This is a genomic window from Bradyrhizobium erythrophlei, assembly GCF_900129425.1.
Lineage (GTDB): Bacteria > Pseudomonadota > Alphaproteobacteria > Rhizobiales > Xanthobacteraceae > Bradyrhizobium > Bradyrhizobium erythrophlei_C.
Map to the genome: position 1 here is coordinate 6,985,747 of NZ_LT670817.1, position 24,680 is coordinate 7,010,426.

Consider the following 24,680-nt stretch of genomic DNA (forward strand, 5'->3'; position numbering starts at 1 on the left):
AGACGATGACGGTGGTACGCTCACTCATTTTCGCTGACCCAGTTGCTCGGTAAACATCTTGCGAATTTCCCCGCATAAGCCGCCAAATGCGGCGGTGGACATTACGTCTATCGATCTGGGGCGCGGCAAATCGATAATCACTTCATGGATAATTCGACCCGGCGACGACGACATCACAAGTACTCTGTCCGACAGAAACACAGCCTCCGGAATACTATGCGTGATGAAAAGCACGGTCTTCCGGCTTGTATTCCAGATATCCTGAAGCTCGACGGACATCCGTTCGCGCGTCATCGCATCCAGAGCCGCGAAGGGTTCGTCCATAAGTAGAAGCCCGGGATCGTGAATGAGAGCGCGGGCGATGCCGACGCGCTGCTGCATACCGCCCGACAATTCATCCGGATAATGCTTGGCAAACGCCCGCAGGCCCACCAGGTCAAGCAACTGAAGGGCACGCTCCATATAAGAAGCCTTGTTCAGTCGCAGCGCCTGGATCGGGATCAATATGTTTTCCAGAACAGTTGACCACGGCAGCAAGGTCGGACGCTGAAACACGATGCCAACATCAGCACGAGGGCCGTCGATCGCGTGGCCACGGATAGCCACCCGGCCGCCGCTCGCATGCAACAGTCCCGCGACCACGTTGAGGAAGGTTGATTTTCCGCAGCCCGACGGACCGACAATCGAGACAAACTCGCCGTCACGAATCGTCAGCGAAAGATCGTCGACAGCCTTATGCAGCCCCCGGCTGGAACGATATGTTACCGACAATGCCTCGGCGGTCAGCACCTCTTCGGCATTGTGGGGAGACGACACATCAAGCAACTTGGCGTACCCTTTGTTCATTGTCGGTCCCATCGCAACCACTTCGCTGTTTCCCGGCGCTGCGCTTTCATTGCAAAACCGCTAGTCACCTGCTGGCCAAAACAAGGCCAGCGCCCCTCAGCCACACTACTTGCGGGATTCGGCATCCCTCTGAACTGCGCCGATGTCAAATTTATTGAACTGATCCACGAATTCGTTTGTGTAAAGTTTCGAAACGTCGATGTCAGGGGAGGACAGTTCGCCACCCAGGTAGAGAGCTTTGACAAAGTTCTTCCATGAACTCTCGGGGTATTCGCCAAAGCGCCTTGGCCGGCCAGCCGGAAACGCCAGATACTTTCCCATGCGGGAAGCCAGGATATGCCTGCCCTTCTCCAGCACCTCCGATTCCGTCGCGCCGGCCGGCTTCAGCGTGGGGCAGTAGTGGTAAAAATTCCAGACGCAGAAGTCCGGATTGGTCTCGCAGGCAATGATTCCTTTTGTCAGCGCGCGGCCAAAGCCTGCCAGCATCTTCGGATTGTTCTTGATCAATTCGTCGCTCGCCGCGAATCCGTTCGAGAAAAGATCCTTGTATTTTTGCTCCTGAGGAAGCCTTCGCAGCTCCGCGCCGGTATTTTCGAAGGCGGCAATATTTGTGTCGAATGTGTTATAGGTATCGACCTGCTTGTTTTCCGTTGCACGGAAGGCTTGCGCCCCGACACCGATAGCCAGAAACGAATAGTCCCGTGTCGGCTCAAGGCCGATCTCCTTCAGCATGGCGCGCGTGATGGGCACGTTCGCGTTCGCCAGGGCACCTACACCGATGACTTTGCCTTTCAGGTCGGACAGCGCCTTCAGCGGACTGTCCGCCGGCACGAGAAATTCCCATATGGATTCACGCGCGCCGTCGTAAAAGAACTTGACCGGAATTGGATCGCGGCCCGGCTGGTTCGAAATAATCAGGGGATCCGGGCCCGGAAAGCCGATCGTGACGGATCCATTTGCTACTTGCGGCAACAACACCGACGCGCCCTGGAATTCCAGAATTTCCAGTTTGATGTCTTCCTCTTTGAAATACCCAAGCTCAATCGCCGCATAGATCGGCCCGAAGGTCAGACTTGTGCCGGTGGCCTGTCCGAGCTTGACCAATTCAGCTCGCGCCTCGGTCAGGAAGCCCGAACCAAAGACCGCCAATACCAGCGCCAGAATCTTCACCAGCCGTCCATAACAACTCACAAACCGCATTTCGATCTCCGTAGTTTCTGGGCCAGGCGGGGGATTCCGACGTCTTCTCTTAACAATCCTTGATGATGCTGAGACTGCGCATCCGATCCTCGGCTGTGCCGACAAGCGACAGCACCAGCTCGTCCAGGCCCGCATCGAGATATTCCCGCAATCGCTTCCGGCATTCGGCGGCGTCACCTGACACTGTAAAGACCTCGATTGCCGCATCAGGAACGTGCGAGGCCGCCTTGGCCTGATCACGCTGCGCGATCGCCGCCATGATCGCTTCCTGGTCAATATCCAGACCGCTTGAACGGATGTTATCGGCGATGTTCTGATTTCTAAAAAGAAACGCCAGCTTCTGGCGAAGCTTATCCTTGCGATCCTGTGCATCGCCGCCAGCGCAAAAATAAATGTAGGACGTTTTGCGCAGTTGCGCCGGGTCGATGCAGCGTTCGCGGGCGGAGCCTGCGGCCAGCGCCAACGATTGCGCTACATAGGCTGTCGTCAAGCCCGCGGAGAGAACGAGCCCGTCCGCAATCGCACCGGAAAGACGCAGCATCTGCGGTCCCATCGGCGCGAGATAAATCGGCGGCAGTTCATCCGGACGGAACGCGAGCCGCGCGTTGTTCAGCGTAAAGGTTGCGCCTTCCATTGCAACCGGATTGGTCGTCAACAGCGCGCGCATCGCGCCCACGTAATCACGCACTGCCTTGATGGGTTTTTCGACTGTTAATCCGGATTCCCTGAGAAACATCGGATTTCCAACTCCGACCGCAATCCCAAATCTTCCGGGAAGGAATTCAGCGAGGCTCGCAAGTGCCATTGCGGTGGGCAAAGGATGTCTCAAATAGGGGCTGACGGAGGTCGGAAAGATACGCGCCTGCCTGGTCGCCTGCGCGATCGCAAGAGAGGTTACGAATGATTCGCGAAAGCCGAGGTGCTCGGCGACCCAAAATGAACGGGCGCCGGCGTCCTCGGCCAGCTTCGCCGTCGCGACCGATTCCGCTATCGGGGTAAATCCGTCGAAGCTTACACCAAATGGAATCATCACTCGTATCCATGTTCTAGCAACGTCTTAACGGCAGCAATATCCATGCCATCGATTCGCATGCGCGCGCTGGTCAGCCCGCCGTCGCGATATGATTTGCCTGTCGCAATGGAGGCCAACAAAATAACCGCGTCGCTGGCGGGTGTTTGAACGCCCGCAAGCCTTGCAAGCTCCGTCAACGGCACGAGTCCGAATGGAATGTCTTCGTTGAAAAAACGGTAATCAATCGAAGGTGGCGCTTTGATCCAGCGATTGGGCTCGCTGTTGTGGAAGACCGAATATGCATTGCCGCCGTCGCGGCCCTCTTCGTTCGTATAACCGATCTGAAAGAAGTAATCCGACAGCTTGTCGACAACGCAACCGAATGCCGATGCAATCGCAACGCGCTCGGCATCGAGGGCATCGATAATTCGGCCCACCGAAGGTGTAATGCCTTCGTAATAATGGCAGTAATCTCCGCCCGTCGCTTCGACTCGCCCAATATTGCAAAGCAGCGCCGGCGGATGGTGGATGGCGTTGGTGTAAGGAAAGACTGTGTCGAGTAGCGAGGCCACCGGCGAGATCGCTGGAAACAGCGGCAGGAGTCTTTCAGCAAGCTCTCGCGTGCGCGTCGCCGGAAACGCGGCAAATTTAAGCTTTGCAGCCTTGCGTGAAATCTTCACCCGGATCGGCGTAAGCTTCCGGCAGATGTAAGGCAACGTTGCCGATTCACACGTCACCGGCTTCTCGTGGCCGCCATCGCGCAACGTGTTCGGCAACAATGTCAGAGTGTGTCCCGGCGCCGCGAAAAATATCTGGCCAGGCTTCAGATGCCGGGCAACCGTCTCCGCCATGCTGACGTGGGCGTGCGTCGGCCCCATAACGAGCACGGCGTGAGCATCCCGCATCGCTTCGCTGGCATCATTGGTGATGACGCTTATGGGAGCAAAGCCCTCCCCCAAAACCCCCTCATATTCGACACCACCGCGAGCAACAAGCGGCTCTATGGTCGAGGGACTGCGACCATAGAGGCGAACATCAAATCCGCTTTTGACGAGGTCAGCCGCGGCCGCACACCCACCGTTTCCGGCGCCGATGATTGCGACACGCTCGATCGCGGAGGCAGCCATCAGTTCACCCTGTATTTCTTGAGCTTGTCGGTATCGACTTCAATACCCAGGCCGGGGCCGTTCGGCACGATCAGATGACCGTCTTCGTATCCGAAAGGCTCTGTAATAATGTCGTCGAGATATTTATGTCCGGCAGTCTTCGTTCGCTCGATTTCGGCGGTCGATGTAATCGGGATCGTGCCGGCGAGAATGATTTCGGGAGCTGCGGCAGCCAGATGAAGGTTCGCGGCATTGCCGATTCCCATTTCGCCGGATCCGTTTATGTCACACAACATGTTGTGCGCGCCGGCCACGGTCAGGAGGCGCTTCGCTTTCCAGAGACCACCCGGCTTGGTGTAATACACCGACAGATACTGCGCCGCTTTGGCTCGCGCGATACGAATCACGTCGCGCTCGGTCCAGACGCTTTCATCGGCCATGATGGGAACATCGCAGCGCGCCGAAACCTCCGCCAGATCGTCAACTCCGTTGACGAGCTGCTCTGCATAAATGATCCGGGACTCGGCCATCCGATTGACCGCGGTGACGGCTTCGCGCCAGGTTCGATAGCCTTGATTGGCATCGACCCGGATATCGGGCTTGTCGCCGATCGCGCGACGGATCTCGGCCACGATCCGCACATCGCGCTCGACTTCAACCCCTATCTTCACCTTGAGCGTCTTCACGCCTTCGTCCACGACGCGCACCGCTTCATCGATCGCGGCATCGACCTCCATCAAGCCGATGCTGTGCGCAACCGCAATGCGATCGCGAACGCGGCCGCCCAGCAACTGGTACACGGGAACGTTCAGACTGTGTCCGACGGCATCCATGACGGCAACATCAATGGCTGCCTTTGCGTAGGGATGTCCCCGCACCACGCGGTTCATCGCGGCGTGCACATTCTCGAATTGTCGCAAATCCACATTCCGCAACGCCGGGACCAGATGCTCCTCAATGAGATGACGTGCCGTTGTGGGCGTCTCGCCGTATCGGGAGGCGTCATCCCCGCCCCAGGTTGGAATAGCCTGTGCCTCGCCCCAGCCAATGGAGCCGTTTGTCAGCTCCAGCTTTACAACGAGATACCCGTGTCCGGCGGGACTTGTCAGCCCGACCCAGAGATGCGGTCGGCGCGCCGGGAGAGAAACGACAAAGGTCTCGACCGACTTGATACTAAGCGCGTCCGCCACTTCAGCCGACCTCGATCAGTTCGTCGTTGTTCGAAATGTTTCCGGTAATGGTGTCGTAACCGTCCGCGGTGACGACATACATATCTTCGACATGGAAACCCATCTCACCCGGCATCATATACAGAGGCTCCATCGTAAACGTGATGTTGCGCTCAAGAACTATATCGCGCGTATCGGTGATGTACGGCTCTTCGTGGATGGTCTGACCGATGCCGTGGCCGAGAAACCTCAACGTGGGCTCAATGCCATTCTGGCGGCAAGCCGCGACGTATGCACGGTACAGCTCCGAAACCGGCGTCCCCGGCTTCAACATCGTCTTGCAGATCTCGCGCGCTTGAATCAGCTTGGCCAGCACACTTCGCTGCCTTTCGGTCGGTTTTCCCACGACCGCCGTGCGCGTGACATTCGAACGATAATTGTCCAGGTCTCCAAGCACCTCGATGCGTATGATATCGCCCGCCTCGATCTTCTTGTGCGTGGTTCCGCAATTCGTAATCGAACTGTTCACGCCGGAGCCTACGCGGTATTTGAAATTTGTTGATCCACCAGCGATCATGCGATCGACCAGGAACCGCGCGACATCGATCTCGGTCATGCCGACCCGGATATCCTTGATTGCCTCGTGCATGACCTGCTCGGTCAAGAGACCGACCTTGCGGATAATCCCGACCTCTTCGTCGGTTTTGATCATCCGAGCCCGGAAATAAAGTTCCTTGCATTCCACAAACGTCGCATCGGGAAGGCGTCTCTTGAGATGGAGAAAATCGATCGCCGGCATATAGTCGAGTTCGATGGCGATCTGGCCTTTAGCCGCGCCCGCTTCGATCAATGCATCTGCGAGGACGTCCGCCGGGTTCTCGGAAAATTGATCGTATGCGCGGATGTCCCGAAAGCGCGATCGTGCAATGGCCTGCTTTTCCTCGACGCTGACGACAATCTCACAGGCGAAAGTGTCTCCGGCTATTACTGTGATGGTGCGGCGAAATCTGTTCGTGGCGTGACTGGGAACCAGGAAGCCGGCCGTATAAGTCACATTATCCTGAGAAAATGCGACCAGCGCGTCATATCCGGCCTCGCGGGCCCGCGCTCGCAATAAACGCAATGTCTCGTGTTCTGCATTGGCAAAGCCTGATTCGGCCACGAGAGACGTTTTACTTTTGGATTCCGCAGTTCGGGCTGGTCTTGAGCTATTCATGCGCGCTATTCCCTATTTCGATACGCAAGCTCGTCGGCCCTTCAGGGGCCAACGCGCATTTTTGCGCACGGCAGCAGGATCATTGCAATTGCCGCGGGCATTAGTTGCTCATTTTGGGAGGAATTCAGCGTAACCATGCCGGCAAGGGACGGTCCCACCGCATGAAATTGTTCGACGGTCGCCGTACAGCCGTGGAATCGCTTCTCCATCAAACCTGCATGAACCGAGCAGCGGCGCCCCATGATCGCTCCATGAAGCTGCCGCAGGCCAATAGGGCCTATCCGCATACTGTGCCGGCTACAGCACAAAATGCTGCCACGCGACCGGGATTTGAAATCCGATATCGGGCATAGGCACTAGGTTCAGGCGCCAAAGGGATCGCTGGAATGAAGCTACGCAATGAGTTCGAGGTGCCTTTGCCGCCCGACCACGCCTGGGATGTCTTGCTGGACGTTCCCAGAATTGCTCCGTGCATACCGGGTGCGACGCTAACGGACGTTGTCGATTCGAAAATCTATAACGGCAAGGTTTCAGTCAAGATTGGGCCGGTGGCGCTGATATTTTCGGGCACGGCCCAATTCGACCAGGTCGATCCGGTCGCATACGTCGCGCGCGTCAAGGCCCAGGGCAGTGATACCAGGGGCCGCGGAGCCGCGAATGCCGTCGTTTCATTCGGCCTTGCGCCTTCTTCCGCCGGAAGCATCGTATCCGTGGAAACCGATCTCACTCTATCCGGCTCGGTGGCTCAATATGGCCGCGGGATCGGCATTATTCAGGCCGTTGCGGCGGAGCTCACCAATTCATTTTCCAAAAATCTACAGGCGGAGATCAACAGGTCGAAGACGCACGAGAAAGGTAGCTCAATTCCTGCCGAGGCACCCGCTGCGCATCAAGGCGCCGGTTCAAACGCCGGGCAAGCTCCGATTTCGGGCTTATCGTTGATATTGAGGAGTCTATGGCGCGCGCTCTTTGGGCCCGCGAAACAAAAATAGATACGACCGGACAGGAAGCGATATTTTTTATGAAGCCGCCGTCGTTTCGATACCATGATCCGCGAACTGTGGAAGACGCCGTCAGCATATTGTCGAAGCTGGAAAATGCGAAAGTGCTGGCCGGCGGTCAATCGCTCATGCCGATGCTCAACATGCGCTTCGTCTTGCCAGACCATTTAATAGATCTGGGTAGGATTACCGAGCTGTCGTCCATCACGCAATCGGCAGACACGATCACGATCGGGGCGATGACCCGCCAGCAGGACATACTGCAATCAGATCTCGTCCGGACCAGATTGCCTGTTGTCGCGGAAGCACTGCGCCACGTCGGGCACCGTCAGACCCGCAACCGAGGAACCATCGGCGGCTCACTTGCTCATCTCGATCCGGCTGCCGAATTGGTTGCTGTCGCAGCATTGCTCGATGCCGAGCTCACAATTCAGGGACCCGCCGGAACGCGCCGCGTTGCTTTCAGCGAATTCGCCGTCTCTTACATGACGACATCTCTTGAGCCCAACGAAATCCTAACCGCAATCACCTTTCCGGTTTGGGCAGGCGAACATGGCTCCGGCTTTGTCGAGTTCGCACGGCGACACGGAGATTTCGCCATCGTCTCAGCCGGAGCGTTGCTGAGCTGTGATGGGCAAGGGCGCATTTCGCGCGTCTCGCTCACGATTGGAGGCGCAACTCCGATTCCGCTCAGGATCAAAGAAATTGAACAATCTCTCCTCGGCGCCCTTCCTCAGGACGAAGTGCTGAAACAGGCGTGCCTTCCTTGTTCGCGCATCGATGCCCTGAGCGACGCGCTGGTTCCCGCTTCATATCGTCAGCATCTCGCTCCTATTCTCGCGCAACGGGCCCTGGTTAGGGCTCGTGACCGACTTAAATCCGCGCATTAACGAAATCAAAAAGAGGAGTTTTACCGTGGGCCCCCCCGGCGATCACAAACGCTCCGTCCGCGTCACGGTTAATGGCATACGCCACGAGGCGGAAGTCGAGGTGCGGTTCACGTTGGCTGACTTCCTGCGCGGGCAACTCGCGCTCACGGGCACGCATCTGGGATGCGAACATGGCGTGTGCGGCGCATGTACCGTTCTTGTCGATGGCAGGTCCATGCGATCATGTCTGATACTTGCTGTGCAGGTACACGAACGCGAGGTTACCACCATAGAAGGACTCGCAAAGGCCGGCGAACCACTCCCTCCCCTGCAGGCGGCGTTTCACGATAACCACGCACTCCAGTGCGGCTTCTGCACACCGGGCATACTGACGACTCTCACCGAGCTTCTCAGAGAAAACCCCACGCCGTCCAAAGCCGATGTATCAGAAGCAATATCGGGAAATCTCTGCCGGTGCACGGGCTACAACAGCATTGTAACCGCGACCCTTGATGGCGCGGCACGTATGAGAGCCGGAACGTAGCACGATGCAGGATATGGGCAGGGTATTTGGCCGAAGTGTCGGACGGTTGGAGGATGAGCCGCTTTTGCGCGGCAATGCACGCTTTGTCGATGACATCAGGCCAGGCGGCGCCCTTGAAGCGGCATTCCTGCGCAGCAGTTTTTCCCACGCTCGCATCCTCGATATCGATGTAACCGCCGCGAAAGCGCTTGCCGGGGTGCACGCCGTGCTCACGATGCGGGATCTGAGACCGCATCTGACCGAAGACAAGCTTGCGCTTGCTCTCGCCAGCTCGAGTTTCAAACTTGAGGCTCTGCGTCCCATTCTGGCAGAATCCGAGGTCGCGTATGTCGGAGAAGCCATCGCGGTCGTACTGGCGGAGAACCGCTATATTGCCGAGGATGCCTTGCAGCTGATCTCAATCGAATACGACCCGCTACCGGTCGCTTCCGATTGCCGCCAGGCCGCGATGGACGGCGCTCCCACAGCGCACAGCATTTTTCCTCACAATATTGTTGCCGGCTTTCGCGCGGGCTACGGCGACTGCAAAAAGGCATTCTCCCCGGAGGCCCGAACGATACGCGAAAGCTTCTGGCAGCATCGCGGCGGCTCACATTCGCTGGAAGGTCGAGGCGCGGTTGCCGTCTATGATGCCATGCTGGACCAGCTGACGGTCTGGAGTTCCACGCAATCTCCGCACGCTGCCCAGCGATTCATTTGCGATCTTCTTGGCCGCGATCAGGACCGGGTCAGAGTCATCGCACCGGATATGGGCGGCGGCTTCGGACCCAAGGCTGGATTCTATCCGGAGGACCTGATTGTCGCGCTCGGCGCCGTTCTAACGGGCAAGCCAATCCGGTGGACGGAAGATCGTCGAGAGCATTTCATTTCCACCGCTCAGGAGCGCGACCAGTACTGGGACGTTGAAATCGCGTTCGATGACGAGGCGCATATCCTCGGTGTGCGGGGAACGCTTCTTCATGACCAGGGCGCCTATATCGTACGCGGCATCAACGTCGCCTATGGATCGGCGATCTCGGTTCCGCTTCCTTACAACATTCCCGCTTACGACCTTGATGTCCGTTGTGTGCTTACCAACAAGGTCCCGGGCGCGGCTGTCCGCGGCGCAGGACAACCACAGGCCGCGTTCGTCATGGAACGCCTGCTGGATCGCGTTGCACAGGAGCTTGGCATTGATCGCGCCGAAGTCAGGAGCCGAAATCTCGTTCGCGCCGACCAGATGCCGTGCCGAAAGGAGCTGCAATTGCGCGGAGGGACGAATGTCATTCTCGATAGTGGTGACTATCCCGCTGCGCAGCAGGAAGCCCTTGCGCGTGCAGGATGGCACAAATTTGCTGCCCGTCAGGCGGCGGCCCGGCTGGAGGGACGATATATCGGAATTGGACTGGCAAACTACGTCGAAAGCACCGGTCGAGGTCCTTATGAACCTGTAACGGTCAGAGTCGGTCAGGACAGCAAAGTCTATGTAAGCTCAGGCGCGACCGCGATGGGTCAAAGCACGAAGACGATGCTGGCACAGATCGTCGCGGAACAGATCGGCGGCGATATCTCCAATCTTGTCATCACCACCGGCGATACCAGCACCTCGCATCTTGGTTTCGGAGGGTTCAACAGCCGGCAGGCCGTCGTCGCAGGTTCGTCGGCACATGCGGCGGGCGTAAAACTTCGTCAGAAAATATTGGCGGCAGCAGGCGCCATGCTGGAAATCGCTCCTGATGATCTCGAGATCACCGGCAACTCCGTATTGTTGAAAGGTGTGACCGACCACAAGATTACTCTGGGCGCTATCGCCAAAAAGCTCGCCGGGGCTCCCGGCTATCAGCTGCCGGGGGGCCTGTCGCCCGGGCTCGAGTGTACAGAACAGGTGGTGATAGACGATATGGCTTTTTCAAGCGGCAGCGCGGTTGCGGAAGTGGAAGTTGATGTCGAGACCGGCGCCGTCGATATAACCCGATTTGTCCTCGTGCACGATTGTGGCCGTGTCATTAATCCAATGATTGTGGACGGCCAGATTGCAGGCGGCATTGCGCACGGCATCGGCAATGCGCTTTTCGAATGGATGGGGTTCGACGAAGAGGCTCAGCCGATTACGACCAATTACGGCGAATACCTTCTTGTGACGGCGACCGAAATGCCACCGATGGACATGATTCATCGCTCGTCGGTGTCTCCGCTGAATGAATTGGGCGTGAAAGGCGTCGGAGAATCCGGCGTGATACCGACGCCGGCGGCGATAATTTCCGCCATTGAGGACGCCCTTTCCCCCTTTGGCGCGCGCTTCTCGAAAGTGCCGCTATCGCCGATCGACATCATCGCAGAGCTGGCAGTCCGCCGTTGACGACCCACGTCAGGCCGCGAGCCCACCTGGTTACTTCAAGGTTTTGGCAAACGACTGGATTTTGCCAACGTCAAAGTCGTTGAAACGATCGACCAGTTCGTTGGTATACAACGTCGATACGTCGATATCTTTGGTGGAAAGCTCCTCCCCTTCAAAGAGAATGTCGACATAATCGTGCCAGGCGTGCTCTTCGAAGGCGCCAAACCGTCGTGCCGCGCCGGGAGAAAAAGAAAGATACTTTGCCATCCGCGCGTCAAGCATTTGGCGGCCATTGGCCAGTAACTGCGCATCGGAATCGACGACCGGCTTGAGGGAAGGATTGAGTTTCCAGAAATTGCGTACGCAGAAGTCCGGATTGGCCTCGCAGACCAATACCCCCTTGGTCAGCGCGCGCCCGAATCCGGCCAAAAGCTCGGGTTTCTCCTTGATCGTACTCTCGTGAGTGACGAAGCCGTTGGAGAACAGGTTGCGAAATTTGTCAGGCACCTGAAGGCGCCGGATTTTCGTCATCTGCGCGAAAGCCGCCACAAAGACGTCGTTGGCATTATACGCCGCCACGTCGCCATTCAGCGTCGCGCGAAAGGCCAGCGGACCGTCACCAGTCGCCATAAACGAATAGTCCTTGCCCAGGACGAGACCGCGCTCCTTAAGCATGGCCTTTATGATGGGCACGTTGCCGTTCGCAAGCGCACCGACGCCGATCGTCTTGTTGCGAAGGTCATCGAGCGACTTGACCGGGCTGCCGACCGGTACAGCGAACTCCCATATCGAGGCGCGGGCGCCGTTATAGAAGAACTTGACCGGTATTGAATCGCGGCCCGGCTGGCGCGACAAGATCAGAGGGTCAGCATTGACGAACCCGATCATCACGCTCTTGTTGGCGATCTGCGGCAGCAGGATCGAAGTGCCCTGGAACTCAAGGATTTTCAGCTCGATCCCTTCCTGAGCAAAGTAACCAAGCTCCATCGCGGCAAAGATGGGACCGAATGTGAGAGTGGTCCGAGCAGGCTCACCCAGAGTGACTTCCGTGGCGGCGGCATGCGCGATGCCCGAGAGAGACACGAAGATGAAGGCGGATAACAATCGCAGCGCGCCAGTCAAAGACATACTGTTTTTCCTTGGAACATCAGGACTGAGGGATCGACGGAACGCGTCGCCAATCATTTCGGCGCCATACGACAGGCACCCGGCGCGGACTATGCGCAGAGGGAAGTGGGCAATAACCTCTCGTAGAAATTGGCGACCCCGGCATGACCCGAACATGCGACCGTTTGCGGGCAACAATGTCAATAGCGTATCTCAAATGGCGGACATGAAACCATCTGATAACAGCAGGCGGCGCAGCCCGCTTTGCATTCCACTTTTTCGATGGCCGCGCTCTGTGCGGCTTCAGCATCCAGCCGCGCGCTCAGACTGAGTGTGGTCCGCACTATAACCCGCGTCGCTGTTTTGCCGATTGTCCGCCTTGCGCCACAATCGGCCGGTCAGGAATAACGGGTTGGGAGGGGGCCCCGAAAATGGTGACCTGCGGCAGCCCGTCTATTTCAGCGAAGGACGTTTACGTGCGCCTGCGATTCAGGCGCAGACGCGATGCATCCTGCGCTCACGCTAGCGGCGCGTGTCGCCTCCGGGATTGCTATTTTGTGGCTACTTAATTCGCTGCCAGCTCATATCGATTTTCTATGGTCCCCTCTGCTCATGATCCGGCTCAATCCGCCAGGTGCGCCCCGGCCGCGGAGCCTGAAAGCAGGAGAGCAATTTGTCGCGCAGAACATCTGTTTCCGGCATCGGCGCTGCGGTGGCGCTGCTTCTGAGCGGCGCGTCTCTCGCTCTTGCCCAATCCACTCCCCAGCCAGCGCAGGACGGCATGCTCAAGAACGGGCCGCCGACCTGGGACCGCAATCACGACGGCGTCTACACCTGCGACGAATGGAAGAGCTTTCTTGACCGGATATTCACGCTGGCCGATCGCAACCGCGACGGAATTCTCAGCCCGTCCGAATTCACAACGGTGCAAAAAGCCGATGCCACACTGGCAGACGCGGACTTCGGTTATTTTGACGAAAACCAGGATGGCAAGATCACGCGCAAGGAGTTCGTCGAGAAGCCGAGCGCGTTCATCCTTCAGTTCGACCGGAACGGTGACTGCCGCGTCACTGCGGATGAAATCAAAGCGGCGGCCACCCCCAAGGGGCCGCAGGGACCCGCGGAACGGCCGCGGGACAGGTTTCACTGAAAATGTAATACACCGGAAACAGACTTTCACACCGCAGCGCTGCAACGGGCACGCCGGAGCCGAACGGCAATCATTTCTTCTTGCGCAACAAGAACTCTGGAACGCGGCGCCCTCTTGCTTGCAATGAGGTAATCGCAATGAAAACGCCATGGTGGTGCCGATACCGATGGCGATACCGTCGACTGCGGCAATGATCAGCTTCTTGTTGTTCACCGGCGATTGCAGGAAGATTGCAGGAAGATGACCGGGTTTCGCGGCCGGGCTATGTCGTCTTTCGCCATCGCTGCCTGCAAGAAATCCCGGATATCATTGCCGGCCGTGAACATCCCCGAACGACCGAATTTTATATAAAAAAATAAACGAGCCCTTGCGGTTTCAGCGTAATGACCGATATGTTTTTGTGCAACCGATGCGAGATTGCGCGATGCACACAACCCCTGACTTGCAAGCGGACACCCCGAGTAAATCTGAGGTCAAGCTTCCAGCCTATGTCAGGATCGGGGGATTGGTTTTTCGCACACTGTTTCTCATTGTTCTGACGGTGTTAACAGCGCGGGTCGCCAGTCCTCAGATCGAGCGCCTCTCTTCTCTGTACGAAACGCCGGGTGACCTCGTTCGGGTGATATTGGGTTTCGCGGTCTGCGTCTGGTTCGTGGCCAATCTCTTCATTTTGCCTAAGGATGCCGGTGCATATCGGACCTGGCTGTACCTCGGCTTGGCTGTTTTGCCCCTTTCACTGCTCTGCGTCTTCGTTGGTTGGTAAACCGGCGTCCGATTGGATTTTTCCCATGTTGGATCTGGCCGGCCTTTGCTGCCGGCAACCTTAGTATCCACGCATGGCCAAGGTCGACCTTTGCAATAGCACCTCGCAAATAGCAGGTTGGTCTGACACAAGCGCGCGAGCTAACCTTCAGTCGCTGTCCGTTTCATGATATGAAGTAGCGATGAAACGCGCGTCGATAATCATTGCCGCCATCCTGTCCTTGGTGGGAATTGCCACCCTGAGTTCCGCTTCCGCGCAGAACGCTGTCGGCGGGATACCGAAACACAGTCCTGTTGGCGGCCCCGCGTCTATCGGCGGTCCCGTGAAACAGAGTTCTCCGGTGATACCGGCGAACAAGGTCGGATCGGCCCCGGTTGCGCCGCCGACCGTTGTTGTCCGTTGTGCCGCGGGAAGCTGCCCTCCGAAAGGCCTCGCCAACACGGGACTCGCCACGCCCCACAAGCCGAACATCGCTATTGTACCGCCGCGATCACGACCTCCTACATGAGTTCGAACTAGGCCGGAGATCCGACGCGATCCTCCAGGCCGTCGCGCGGGAACGACCGTGTCGCCCTATTTTGCATCCGCGGCCCGGATGACGTTCGGCGGCTCGCCCATCGCGCATTGGCGCCAGTCAGGCGTGGTGCAGTTGGTTGGCCAAGCGCCACCGAGCGCCATGAAAAGGGCTGCGGTATCAGAGAGCCGGTTGGCTTCCGATTGCACGCGGATCACCGCCGCGGCCAGATAAGTCTGCTGCGCATTCAGAACGGCGAGTTGATTGACCTGGCCGGCACTCAACTGCTGCTGGACGATATCAAGACTGGCTTTGGCGGTAACTTCCGCACGCACCGAAGCCTGCACCGCCCTCGCATCGGTCTGCAGCGCACGCAACGCATCCGCGACATTCTGGAAGGCAGTGATGACGATGGCGCGGTATTGCGCCTCAGACTGTTCGAGCGCGGCCTCGGCCGCCTTCTGCTTGTTGTACAGGGTGAAGCCATCGAAAATCGGTGCGGTCGTACTTGCCGCGAGTGAGTAAAATCCGGTTCCCGGCGCAAAGCTCTGTGCGAAGTTGTAGGCGGCGGAGCCGCCATTGGCCGTGAGCACGATATTTGGAAGCCGGGCCGCGATCGCCACGCCGACCAGGGCGCTCGCCGCATGCATATTGGCTTCCGCGGCCCGCACATCGGGTCGCTGGTCAACCAACTTGCCGGGCAGGCTTACCGGCAGATTGGCCGGCAATCTGAGATGCGCGAGATCGAACTTCTCCACAATTTCATTGGCCGACAATTGCCCGGCGAGCGCGGTCAGCAGGTTACGCTGCTGAGCCAGTTGCTTCTCAAGCGGCGGCAGCAACTCTTCGGCCTGCGCCAGCGCGGCCTCCTGCGCGAGCATATCCGCCTTTGCCGCCTGACCGGCATTGAACTGCCGTTTCAGAATCTCGAGCAAATTGCGTTCGATCGCAATAATGCGCCTGGTTGCCTCGAGTTGGCCGCGCAGCGACGCCTCCTGGATCGCCGCGGTCACGACGTTGCTGGTGAGGCTGAGATAGGCCGCCTCGAGTTGAAACAGCTGTTGCTCCGTGACGGCATCCAGACTCTCGACAGCCCGAGAGTTGCCGCCCCAGATGTCCGGCACGAACGACACCGCCAACTGGTTGGTCACGAGCGTGTATTGGGATTGCGGTCCGGTTGTCGGAATCGGCGGCACCTGGCCGGGATTAGCAATCAGAAAATCCGCGGACGTCGAATTGCCCGTGACCTGCGGAAAGAACAATCCGCGCTGGGCCTGCGCATTGTATCGGGCGAGCTTGATCGCCGCCTCGGCGGCCTGCAAATTTGGATTATGGTCTACCGATTGCCTGACGAGTTCGTTGAGCGGCCGGGATTTGAACGCGGCCCACCATCTTGCCGAAACATCCTCGCCGGTGACGAAATGCTGACCGGCCACGCGAGGTCCGTCGCGCTCCGGGGCTGGCGAGGCGAGCTTTCCCGGGACGTAGCCATTAACGTCAGGCACGGCGGGCGGATTGAAATTCGGCCCCACGGCACAGCCTGAAACTGCCGCGGTTAATATCAACGCCGCAGTTGCGCAAACGACCGCGCGGTGTCGCCGGTCCGGCGTCGGCCGGCCCGGCGAGACCAGCGGCGATCGAGGATCAATTCGTCCTAGACGCAACATGTGATCGAATCCCTTAAGGCTCCCGACATCCCATTCCCATCAACTCTGTGCACTGACGTCGGCGGTCTCTGCGTCTTCGTTCTCGTTCGTAATGTTGCTGTCTTTCGAAAGAAATATCTTGCGAAGCGCAGGCGCTACCACCAGCAGCAGCAGCGGCCCGATGAACATGCCTCCCACCACAACGGTTGCCAGCGGACGCTGCACCTGACTGCCGATGCCGTGCGAGATCGCCGCCGGAAGAAGGCCGACGCCTGCGGAGAGCGCGGTCATCAACATCGGCCGCATCCGTTGTTCGGCGCCGCGGAACACCGCCTCGCGGATCTCCATACCCTGGGTCCTGAGCTCGCGATAATAGGTAATGTTGAGAATGCCATCCATCACGGCGACGCCAAACAACGAGATGAAGCCGATCGCCGCCGAGACGCTGAAATCGAGACCGGCGAGATATAGCGCGATCAGGCCGCCGCCGATCGCAAACGGGATGCCGGCCACCGCCAACAGGCTGTCTCGCAGCGAATTGAACAGGCCATAGAGCAGGACGAGAATCAGAAGCAGTGTGATCGGCACCACGATCAGTAGGCGCTTCTTTGCATTCTGCAGGTCATCAAACTCGCCGGCCCATAGGATCCGGTATCCGTTCGGAAGCTTGATGGCTTTTGCGACACGCTCCTGTGCCTCCGCGACCGTCCCGCCGAGATCGCGGCCGCGGACACTGAACTTGATCGGAATGAAGCGCTGGCTGCGCTCGCGATAGATGAACGAAGCGCCGGTGTCGAGCGTGATATCGGCAAGCTCGCTAAGCGGCACATAGGCGTTGGTGCCGGACGGTGTTTGATAGGCCACCTTGACGGTTCGGATGGCATCGACGCTGCTGCGATATTTTGGGTCGAGCCTGACGGCCAGGCTAAATTGCCTATCGCCTTCCAGGACGGTTGTCGCGGTGGTACCGCCAAGCGCCGCCTGAACAACGGAGTTGACGTCGCCGGTATTAAGCCCGTAGCGCGCGGCTTTGTTGCGATCGATCCTGATGTTGAGATTGGGTTGACCCAGCAGATGAAATATTCCGAGATCGGCGACCCCCGGGACCTTCGCCATCTCGGCCATGACCTGGCTTGCCAGCGATTCCAGTGTTGCCAGGTTCGGTCCGACGATCTTGACCGAATTGGCGCCCTTCACCCCCGACAGCGCCTCTTCGATGTTGTCCTGGATATATTGTGAGAAGTTCAAGCCAACGCCCGGCAGCTCCTCGCTAAACTCCTTTTGCAGCTCTTCGGTCAGCTTCTCCTTGGTGAGATCAGCGGGCCATTCGTCGAATGGCTTGAGCGGCGCAAACAACTCGACATTGGAAAACGGTGACGCATCGCTGCCATTGTCGGGACGGCCATGCTGCGAGACGACGGTGATAACCTCCGGGTGCCGCAACAGGATTTCGCGCATTTTTCCTGCCGCAGCGGTGCCGGCTTCGAGCGACATCGTGGAAGGCATCGCAGCCCTGATCCAGAAATTTCCTTCCTCCAGCGCGGGCAGGAATTCACTGCCGAGCTGGGAGGCCGCCCCCACGCTCAAGACCATGAAGGCAACGCCGATGATCACCGCGACTTTCAGGTTGCCGAGCGCCCAGCGCAGCACCGGTGTGTAACTCGCACGCAAGGCGCGCACGATCACCGTTTCGACCTCCTCGATGTGCCTGGGGAGCAACAGCGCCGCCAGAACCGGCGTCACGGTGAAGGTCGCCAACAACGCGCCCGCCAGCGCGTAACCATAGGTTCGCGCCATCGGCCCAAAAATCTGTCCTTCCACACCTTGCATCGTGAACAGCGGCACGAAGGCAGTCACCGTGATCGCCGCGGTAAAGAACACGGCCTTGTCGACCTGCAACGCGCTGACGAAGATGATCCGCAACCGGTCCGACCATCGCCGGCTCGTGGTCTTCTGGCCCGTCACCGATGTCGGATCCGGGCCCCAATAGCCTTCGGAAAGATGGTGAAGCAGCGTTTGCCGATGCTCGGGCGTCGACTGGAAATTTCGATAGATGTTTTCCATCATGATGACAGCCGAATCGACAATGATGCCGAAATCGACCGCGCCGAGTGACAGGAGATTCGCATCCTCTCCGCGCAGGACCATGATGATGATGGCGAAGAAAAGCGCGAACGGAATATTGGCGCCGACGATGATCGCGCTCCTGAGATCGCCCAGGAAAATCCACTGAATCAGGAAAACCAGCAGGCAGCCGAAGATCAGATTATGCAGAACCGTATGGGTGGTCACCCCAACCAGTGAACTTCGATCGTAGTAAGGAACAATTTTGACTCCGGCCGGCAGGCTCCCATCGGTATTGAGCTTTGCGACTTCGGCCTGAACGCGCGGAATGATATCGTTAGTGTGCTGGGTCCGCCCCATCACGACAATCGCCGCCGCAACATCATCATCGTGATCTCTGCCCGCAATTCCAAGCCGCGGAACGTAACCGACAGAGACTTTGGCGACATTCTTGATCTGGATTGGAAGGCCGCCCGATTGGGTCAGGACGACGTTCTCGATGTCTTCGACCTTGTAGCCTTTGGTGACGTCGTCAGCGCCGCCACTGTCGACCAGCCCGATACCGCGAATATTGACCGATTGCTGTCCGATCGTGATCTCTCGGCCCCCGACATTGATATTGGCATTGCCAAGCGCGGAAATCAGCTGAGGGACGGTGATGTTGTAGGCTTCCAGCTTTTCAAGGTCCGCATCGACATTGAACTGCTTCGTTGTTCCACCCCAGGAATTGATCTGTACTACTCCGGGAACGGTCAGGAGACGGCGTGTGACAACATAGTCCTGCAGCGTCCGCAGATTGGTCAGCCCAAAGTGCGGCGGACCAACGATTTGATAACGGTAGATTTCGCCGACCAGACTCGACTGTTGAATCTGGGCAACTTGATTGCCAGGCAGATTGACGTTTTGCTGCAACATGATCGACGCTTGCGACAGCGCGAAGTAATAGTCGACGCCGTAAGCGAATGTCACCCGAACAAACGACAAGCCATAAAACGACGTCGAGCGAATATTGACGACGCCGGGTGTCGGATAGAGGCCCACCTCCATGGGAATGGTGTAATACTTCTCCATCTCCTCGGCGGACAGACCGGCGGCTTGCGCCGTGATCTCCAGAATGACGGGAGCGGGATTTGGATACGCTTCAATATTGAGGCGCGAAAATGCGACCAGTCCTCCTGCGCAAAACACCACAAGACCAAGGACAATGATCGCGCTACGCGTCAGACCGAACTCGAGCAAAGACTTAATCAAGTGACCCCACAGATGTTTTTGGATGATCGAGATCCGGGCGGTTCAGCCGGCATCACCCAACAAGAGCTTGTTGCTCAAAAACACTGCCCCGTCCGTGACAACGGTTTCTCCGGGCTGAATACCCTCCAGGATCTGATCCCAGCCGTCCTGCTGCAGGCCGAGCTTGACGGTTCGCTTCACGAAACGACGGCCGTCGCCGGTGACCCACACCGTCATCGTCCCGTCGCCTTCCCTGACCACGCCTTCAGCGGGCACGGCCAGCGAACGGACCGGCTCGCCGACATGAATGACAAAACTTGCAAACATCCCGGATCGCAGGAGATGCTGGGGATCGTCGATTTCGGAACGAACCAGCTGCCGATGGCTGTTCGGGTCAATCATCGACCCTAGCGCCGTGACATGCCCCTTGAAGACGGTGTCAGGATAGGCCGGGACTTTGACTTCAACGTCCTGCCCCAGTTTGTAGGCCGGCGCATCCGTCTCGATGACATTCGCGATCATCCACATTGTCGACAAGTCCGCGACCGAAAACGGCGCCGGCGCATTGCCTGGCTGGGTCAGGAATCCAGGAGCCGCATTGCGAGTGACGATCTTTCCGGAGATAGGACTGGGAACAGCCAGCGTCGATTCCACTTTGCGCGCGCTAAGAATCTGTTCAATTTCCGCGTCGGACTTTCCGAAGATTCGTACCGCATTCTTCGCTGCCTTGAAGTTACCTTCCGCGGTTTGTTGATCTGACGTCGACTGGTCAACGTCTTTCTGCGCGCTGCCGCCAGACTTCAAGAGCTGGGTGGCCCGTGCGAGGGTTCGCTTTTGCAATTCAAGAACGCCTGCGCTCGCGAGAAGGGCTGATTCGGCTTGCAGGAGATCGGGGCTGTCAATCGTAAACAGGATATCGCCGGCCTTGACCTCATCGCCAATGTTGTGGAATGCCTGCAGGATTTTGCCCGGATACTGCGAAAATACCTGAACGAGCATGTTTTCGTTGAAGTCGATCGTACCAACGGCGGTTTTGAGAACCGCGAATTGACGTGATCCGACCGGAGCGATTTTTAGCGCGCCGGCCTGTTTTTCCGACAAATCGACAGCTGGCGTTTGCTCTGCATTGCCGGGCCCGGACTGCTCAGTCGCTGCAGAAGAGCTCCGCTCTGTCGACGCGGCCTGATTACCGGCGAGGCCAACGAAATCCCGCCCCCAAAACAGCGCGGCTGCGCCGATCGCAGCCAGCGCAAAAGCCGCGTTTCGAGAGCGCCCCGACAGGTTTCCCAAAACATTCACCTCGACTACCCCCAGCGATAGACAGCTACTCGACTAACGACACCGTCCACGTCAATTCTAACCGACCGAACTTAGGCTACCGCGCTTACGCTCACCTTACAGACCATCCTCCAGGTCTCTTTCACCCGCTCTTTTTTGGGGCGTTCAAACCATCCACTTGCCACGATTCAAATGAGGACTCGCTCGCGCGAGGCAAACTGTCGTGCTTCGCTTCGGGTCACGAAAATGCTATACGCCCAAGCGCGCGTCCGTCTATTGACTCTGCCGATCTTTTCGGACTCAAGCCGAAATCAGGATGACGAGGGACGCGGTGCGCTATCTTGCTTCCCGCCACATCGGGGATTTCGGACCTCCGTAATAACGCATAGGTCCGAGTGGCTGGGCCGGCTGCTGCGAGGCAAGCTGCAGGTGCGTTTCAGCCCCTCTTTGGCGGCAGTGACATGCGAAGTGGTGAAAGCGCAGGCGTCCCCTGTGAGCCTTTGCGGCTGCGTCGCCGCAAACCCCGACGGCCATGACCATGGCCATCAGCCCGACCAACCAGGTCCGCGCACTTCTCGCATTCATATCGATCAAAACAGCCTCCAGGAAAAACATGTGCGCACTTACTGGCCTGTCCACATCGGGGATTTCGGACCCCCGTAGTAGCGCAGTTGATTGCCGGCCTCGGATTTGTCGGACTTGGCGGCTCCCATATCCGCGGCGCATCCCGCAACGGCGGCGCTTAACGCGGCGACAGCGAACACGATTCCGATTCTTCGCTTCAATGCTGAAGCAATCATGACTGCCCTCCCTCACAGAGTGAGACCCGATCCCCAAGTGCCGCAAATCGACTCAGACGAAGCTTCAATATCCCGCGACAACAGGCCCGCCGAATTTGTAGTCGAGGCCAACCGTTACGACCGAATAGGTACTGTTGACGGTGTAGGGCAGTTGGCCGTTCGCCGTGAATATCGGCAGGCCCGGGCGGCTGTATGCATTGAAGTTGTAGTAGCGGTACTCCACCTTGCCGATCAGGTTGTCGGTCACCGCGTATGCGATACCGCCGCCAGCGGTCAGGCCATTGCCGTGAACCGTGAACTGATCGGCCCCCAACACCGGGGCGGTGTTGGTATGAAGCAAGTCGCCATAGGCCCAGCCGCCGGTGAAGAACAGCAGCAAGCGATCGACGGCGATACCGCCTCGCGCACGCAGCGTGCCGCCCCAGCGGAGACTATCCTGATCGACCGAGGTGGTCGGAAAGCTACCCGCGGCGATCGCGGCCGCATCATTACCGCTGATGCCGGACCAGAACCCATCGGCCTCAATACCGAGCACATAGTTGCCGCTTTGCCAGTTGAAGCCGGCCTCGCCGCCGGCCATGCCGCCCTGCGAACTGTAATTCGCCGTGTAATTGGCGAAGGTCGTAGCCGAACCCAGCGCATTGTTGACATTGTGGTTGCCCCACCCGCCGCCTCCGAACACGCCGACATAGAAGCCGGACCAATCATACGCGGGCGCTGTCGATGCCGGAGCCTTTGTGTAGACCGCAAGATCCGCCGCGAAAGCGGGACCCATCAGGCCCAGGACTCCGAGCGAAACGGAGGTAAGAAGAATTCGCTTCATTGTTATCCCCTGTCGAATTTATATGATGCAGTGTCCGGCGACCACTTGGGTCGCCGCGACTTTCCAGGCGTCAGAAGTGAATGATGATGTCCGCCGAGCCGATGACGGCCGTGCTCTTGTTTGGCGCAATACCGAGATTCGCATTGCCGTTGAATGCATTCGCGTTCAGCGACTTGTAGAAGGAAACCTCGGGCCGGATCTCGATTTGCGGCGAGAACCAGTGCTGCCAGCCGATGCCGGTCTCGACGTAGGCCGTCTTGGTGCCGGTGCGTTGCCCCTCCACGTCGTCAAAATATTCCAGGCGATACGAAATGTTGTCCAGCGCCGACGCCTTGTAGTTCACATATGTCAGGGCGGCGCGTGCCTCCGCTGTGCACGAGAACACAGTCGAGTTGGAGCACTGCGCGAGGAATGGCGAGTTGAACGGCATGATTTGAGGCGAGAACGGCGTACCTCCCGCGGCAAACGCGGCCGCAGCCGCGGGATTGTTCGCGTTGATCACGTTATTCTGGTGCTCATCATAAACTTCGAACGAGATGTGCCACCGGTCATCAAACTTGTGATAATACGTCAACCCATACCATTGCAGGTTGTTGTAGCCCCACTGGCCGCCATTGATGCCGTTCGCAACGACATTGACGTCATCGTTGCCGCTGTCGCTGGTCCACCGAACGCCGGCGGTGATGCTTGGCGTCGCGCCCGGATCTTTCAACATGGTGGTGTACGGAAAGAGCGGGTTCGGATCTGGATTTGTGATCTTCTGACCGACATGCCAGGGCATTGCTTCGGTACCGACCGTGACGCCTAACTGGAACATCCAGTTCTTGGTCGCCGCCAAGGTCGCTTCAACGCCGGTGTTGGTGTAATTGTCGAACGTATAGGTCATCGAGTGCGAGTACATGTAATTGTTGGGCGCGAGCTGGGCCTCGATGTCGGGAATGGAGATGTAACGCCCGAACCTGACCATGAGCCCTTCCATCACCTGCGGGATGAACACCTCGCCATAGGCCATCGGTATATCGAAGCCGTTGCTCGCGTTCTGGTTCAGCAATTGACTGCTGAATAGTCCGTAAGCGGTGGTGTAGCGATAGTTCGCGCCGTAGATCGGCGCGACGCGGAAGCCCCAGTCGACATGATCTTTTTGAACCGTGTCGGGCAGACGTTCGATATAGAGGACCGCCTGGTCGAGCTGCACCGTATTCGGATTGTAGTCATACGCAGCCGGCGCGTTGCCGCCACGCACCGTATTGTTGCTGAGGTTACCGCCGCCGTCGATCCAGCCGTAAACCTGGATGTGACTATCGTTCAGCGCCTGTCCAACGGCCGTATTTCCGATCGCGGTCATCAGCGGACTGTCGATTGAGCTGGTCCGTGTCACGCCGAGGCTGGTCGTGCCACCATAGGGCCACTCGGTGAACGGCATCGGGGGCGTGGTTTGCGGCGTCGGCGGCCAGTAGTCGCGGCGGCTCGGAGGCGCTTTCGGATCTGCCGGCGCGGCCTCATGTCCCCACTCGAGCCTGTAGTAGTTGACGAAGCGGGTAAAGAAGTCGCTGCCCAGATACGAGTCGAGACAAGCATAATTCTTGTAGGGATCGCAGGCATATCCCGACTTCATCGGGGGAATGGTATCCGCGGCGTTCGCCGCGTTGATCAGACAAATTGCTGTCAACGACACGCCCGCCAAAAAAAGCTTCTTCATAGTTTGCCCCAAGCTGTTGTCACAGGCGCCTTGTCGACGCACTTGCGATCTCGATAAGCGTGGAGCGATGTTTCGTTTTGGGGCCGAAAAAAAGCGATACGGTTTTCCGAGCCGCTTAGTTAAAATAAAATATCCAAAGTCGCGCTTTTGGGATTGCTTGCACACGTAAGCATCAATCGCTTATCGCGCTGCTCAAACTCCCACCGAAATTCGTGACGTTTCAGCAAAAATGCGCGACGCACCGCAATAATTTGTCTCGCTATGTGTCTTTTTGGCTATACCGCGCGCGATTAGGCGCAGTTTTTTCTACGTTGGAAAAACTCGGC

At 58.2% G+C, this 24,680-nt stretch carries 19 protein-coding genes; 6 read left to right on the forward strand and 13 right to left on the reverse strand.

Annotated features, from left to right (window positions below; genetic code table 11):
- Positions 1–24: 24 nt before the first annotated feature.
- The 6 genes from B5527_RS33295 to B5527_RS33320 form a co-directional block, all read right to left on the reverse strand.
- Positions 25–846 (reverse strand): ABC transporter ATP-binding protein, encoded by an 822-nt coding sequence (locus tag B5527_RS33295; RefSeq protein ID WP_079607702.1) that lies wholly within the window; start codon positions 844–846, stop codon positions 25–27.
- Positions 847–951: 105 nt separating this feature from the next.
- Positions 952–2,151 (reverse strand): ABC transporter substrate-binding protein, encoded by a 1,200-nt coding sequence (locus tag B5527_RS33300; protein ID WP_172842737.1) that lies wholly within the window; start codon positions 2,149–2,151, stop codon positions 952–954.
- Entirely contained in the window at positions 2,096–3,076 is a 981-nt protein-coding gene (locus B5527_RS33305; protein WP_154072653.1) for an LLM class flavin-dependent oxidoreductase, read from the reverse strand. Before B5527_RS33305 ends, B5527_RS33300 begins: the two co-directional genes overlap by 56 nt.
- A complete protein-coding gene (locus B5527_RS33310) occupies positions 3,076–4,185 on the reverse strand; it encodes an NAD/NADP octopine/nopaline dehydrogenase family protein (protein ID WP_079605276.1) in 1,110 nt (369 codons plus the stop codon). Before B5527_RS33310 ends, B5527_RS33305 begins: the two co-directional genes overlap by 1 nt.
- Positions 4,185–5,354 (reverse strand): mandelate racemase/muconate lactonizing enzyme family protein, encoded by a 1,170-nt coding sequence (locus B5527_RS33315; protein ID WP_079605277.1) that lies wholly within the window; start codon positions 5,352–5,354, stop codon positions 4,185–4,187. The genes B5527_RS33310 and B5527_RS33315 overlap by 1 nt, the downstream gene beginning before the upstream one ends.
- Before the next feature lies 1 nt (position 5,355).
- Positions 5,356–6,447 carry a M24 family metallopeptidase gene (locus B5527_RS33320; protein ID WP_172842738.1) on the reverse strand — a complete coding sequence of 364 codons (1,092 nt, stop codon included), beginning with the start codon at positions 6,445–6,447 and terminating at the stop codon, positions 5,356–5,358.
- A gap of 488 nt (positions 6,448–6,935) precedes the next feature.
- Between B5527_RS33320 and B5527_RS33330 the strand changes: the two genes are divergently transcribed.
- The 4 genes from B5527_RS33330 to B5527_RS33345 are packed head-to-tail and all read left to right on the forward strand — an operon-like array spanning position 6,936 to position 11,301.
- On the forward strand, positions 6,936–7,541 hold the full coding sequence (locus B5527_RS33330) for an SRPBCC family protein (protein ID WP_079605280.1): 606 nt from the start codon (positions 6,936–6,938) through the stop codon (positions 7,539–7,541).
- Positions 7,505–8,440, forward strand: a complete 936-nt coding sequence (locus tag B5527_RS33335) for an FAD binding domain-containing protein (RefSeq protein WP_079605281.1) — start codon at positions 7,505–7,507, stop codon at positions 8,438–8,440. Before B5527_RS33330 ends, B5527_RS33335 begins: the two co-directional genes overlap by 37 nt.
- 25 nt (positions 8,441–8,465) lie before the next feature.
- The gene (locus B5527_RS33340; protein ID WP_079607703.1) at positions 8,466–8,963 is read left to right on the forward strand and encodes a (2Fe-2S)-binding protein; all 498 of its coding nucleotides are present in this window, start codon (positions 8,466–8,468) and stop codon (positions 8,961–8,963) included.
- Positions 8,964–8,967: 4 nt separating this feature from the next.
- Positions 8,968–11,301 carry a xanthine dehydrogenase family protein molybdopterin-binding subunit gene (locus B5527_RS33345; protein WP_079605282.1) on the forward strand — a complete coding sequence of 778 codons (2,334 nt, stop codon included), beginning with the start codon at positions 8,968–8,970 and terminating at the stop codon, positions 11,299–11,301.
- A 30-nt stretch (positions 11,302–11,331) separates the two neighbouring features.
- Here B5527_RS33345 and B5527_RS33350 read toward each other — a convergent pair whose 3' ends face one another.
- Positions 11,332–12,465, reverse strand: coding sequence for an ABC transporter substrate-binding protein (locus B5527_RS33350; RefSeq protein WP_172842739.1), 1,134 nt, complete (start codon positions 12,463–12,465; stop codon positions 11,332–11,334).
- 634 nt (positions 12,466–13,099) lie between these two features.
- Here B5527_RS33350 and B5527_RS33355 point away from each other — a divergent pair.
- Together B5527_RS33355 and B5527_RS33360 are read left to right on the forward strand one after the other, a co-directional pair.
- A complete protein-coding gene (locus B5527_RS33355; protein ID WP_154072655.1) occupies positions 13,100–13,537 on the forward strand; it encodes an EF-hand domain-containing protein in 438 nt (145 codons plus the stop codon).
- A gap of 424 nt (positions 13,538–13,961) precedes the next feature.
- Positions 13,962–14,300, forward strand: a complete 339-nt coding sequence (locus B5527_RS33360; RefSeq protein WP_079605285.1) for a hypothetical protein — start codon at positions 13,962–13,964, stop codon at positions 14,298–14,300.
- A gap of 573 nt (positions 14,301–14,873) precedes the next feature.
- On the opposite strand, the gene B5527_RS33370 is transcribed toward B5527_RS33360, so the two are convergent.
- From B5527_RS33370 to B5527_RS33395, 6 genes are all read right to left on the reverse strand, one after another.
- Entirely contained in the window at positions 14,874–16,379 is a 1,506-nt protein-coding gene (locus B5527_RS33370; protein ID WP_245332777.1) for an efflux transporter outer membrane subunit, read from the reverse strand.
- A gap of 141 nt (positions 16,380–16,520) precedes the next feature.
- Positions 16,521–19,775 carry an efflux RND transporter permease subunit gene (locus tag B5527_RS33375; protein WP_079605288.1) on the reverse strand — a complete coding sequence of 1,085 codons (3,255 nt, stop codon included), beginning with the start codon at positions 19,773–19,775 and terminating at the stop codon, positions 16,521–16,523.
- 42 nt (positions 19,776–19,817) lie between these two features.
- The gene (locus B5527_RS33380) at positions 19,818–21,053 is read right to left on the reverse strand and encodes an efflux RND transporter periplasmic adaptor subunit (RefSeq protein WP_425305041.1); all 1,236 of its coding nucleotides are present in this window, start codon (positions 21,051–21,053) and stop codon (positions 19,818–19,820) included.
- 602 nt (positions 21,054–21,655) lie between these two features.
- A complete protein-coding gene (locus tag B5527_RS44780; protein WP_154072656.1) occupies positions 21,656–21,832 on the reverse strand; it encodes a hypothetical protein in 177 nt (58 codons plus the stop codon).
- A 64-nt stretch (positions 21,833–21,896) separates the two neighbouring features.
- A complete protein-coding gene (locus B5527_RS33390) occupies positions 21,897–22,655 on the reverse strand; it encodes an outer membrane protein (RefSeq protein WP_079605290.1) in 759 nt (252 codons plus the stop codon).
- A 70-nt stretch (positions 22,656–22,725) separates the two neighbouring features.
- Positions 22,726–24,354, reverse strand: coding sequence for an outer membrane beta-barrel protein (locus B5527_RS33395; RefSeq protein WP_079605291.1), 1,629 nt, complete (start codon positions 24,352–24,354; stop codon positions 22,726–22,728).
- Positions 24,355–24,680 lie beyond the last annotated feature (326 nt).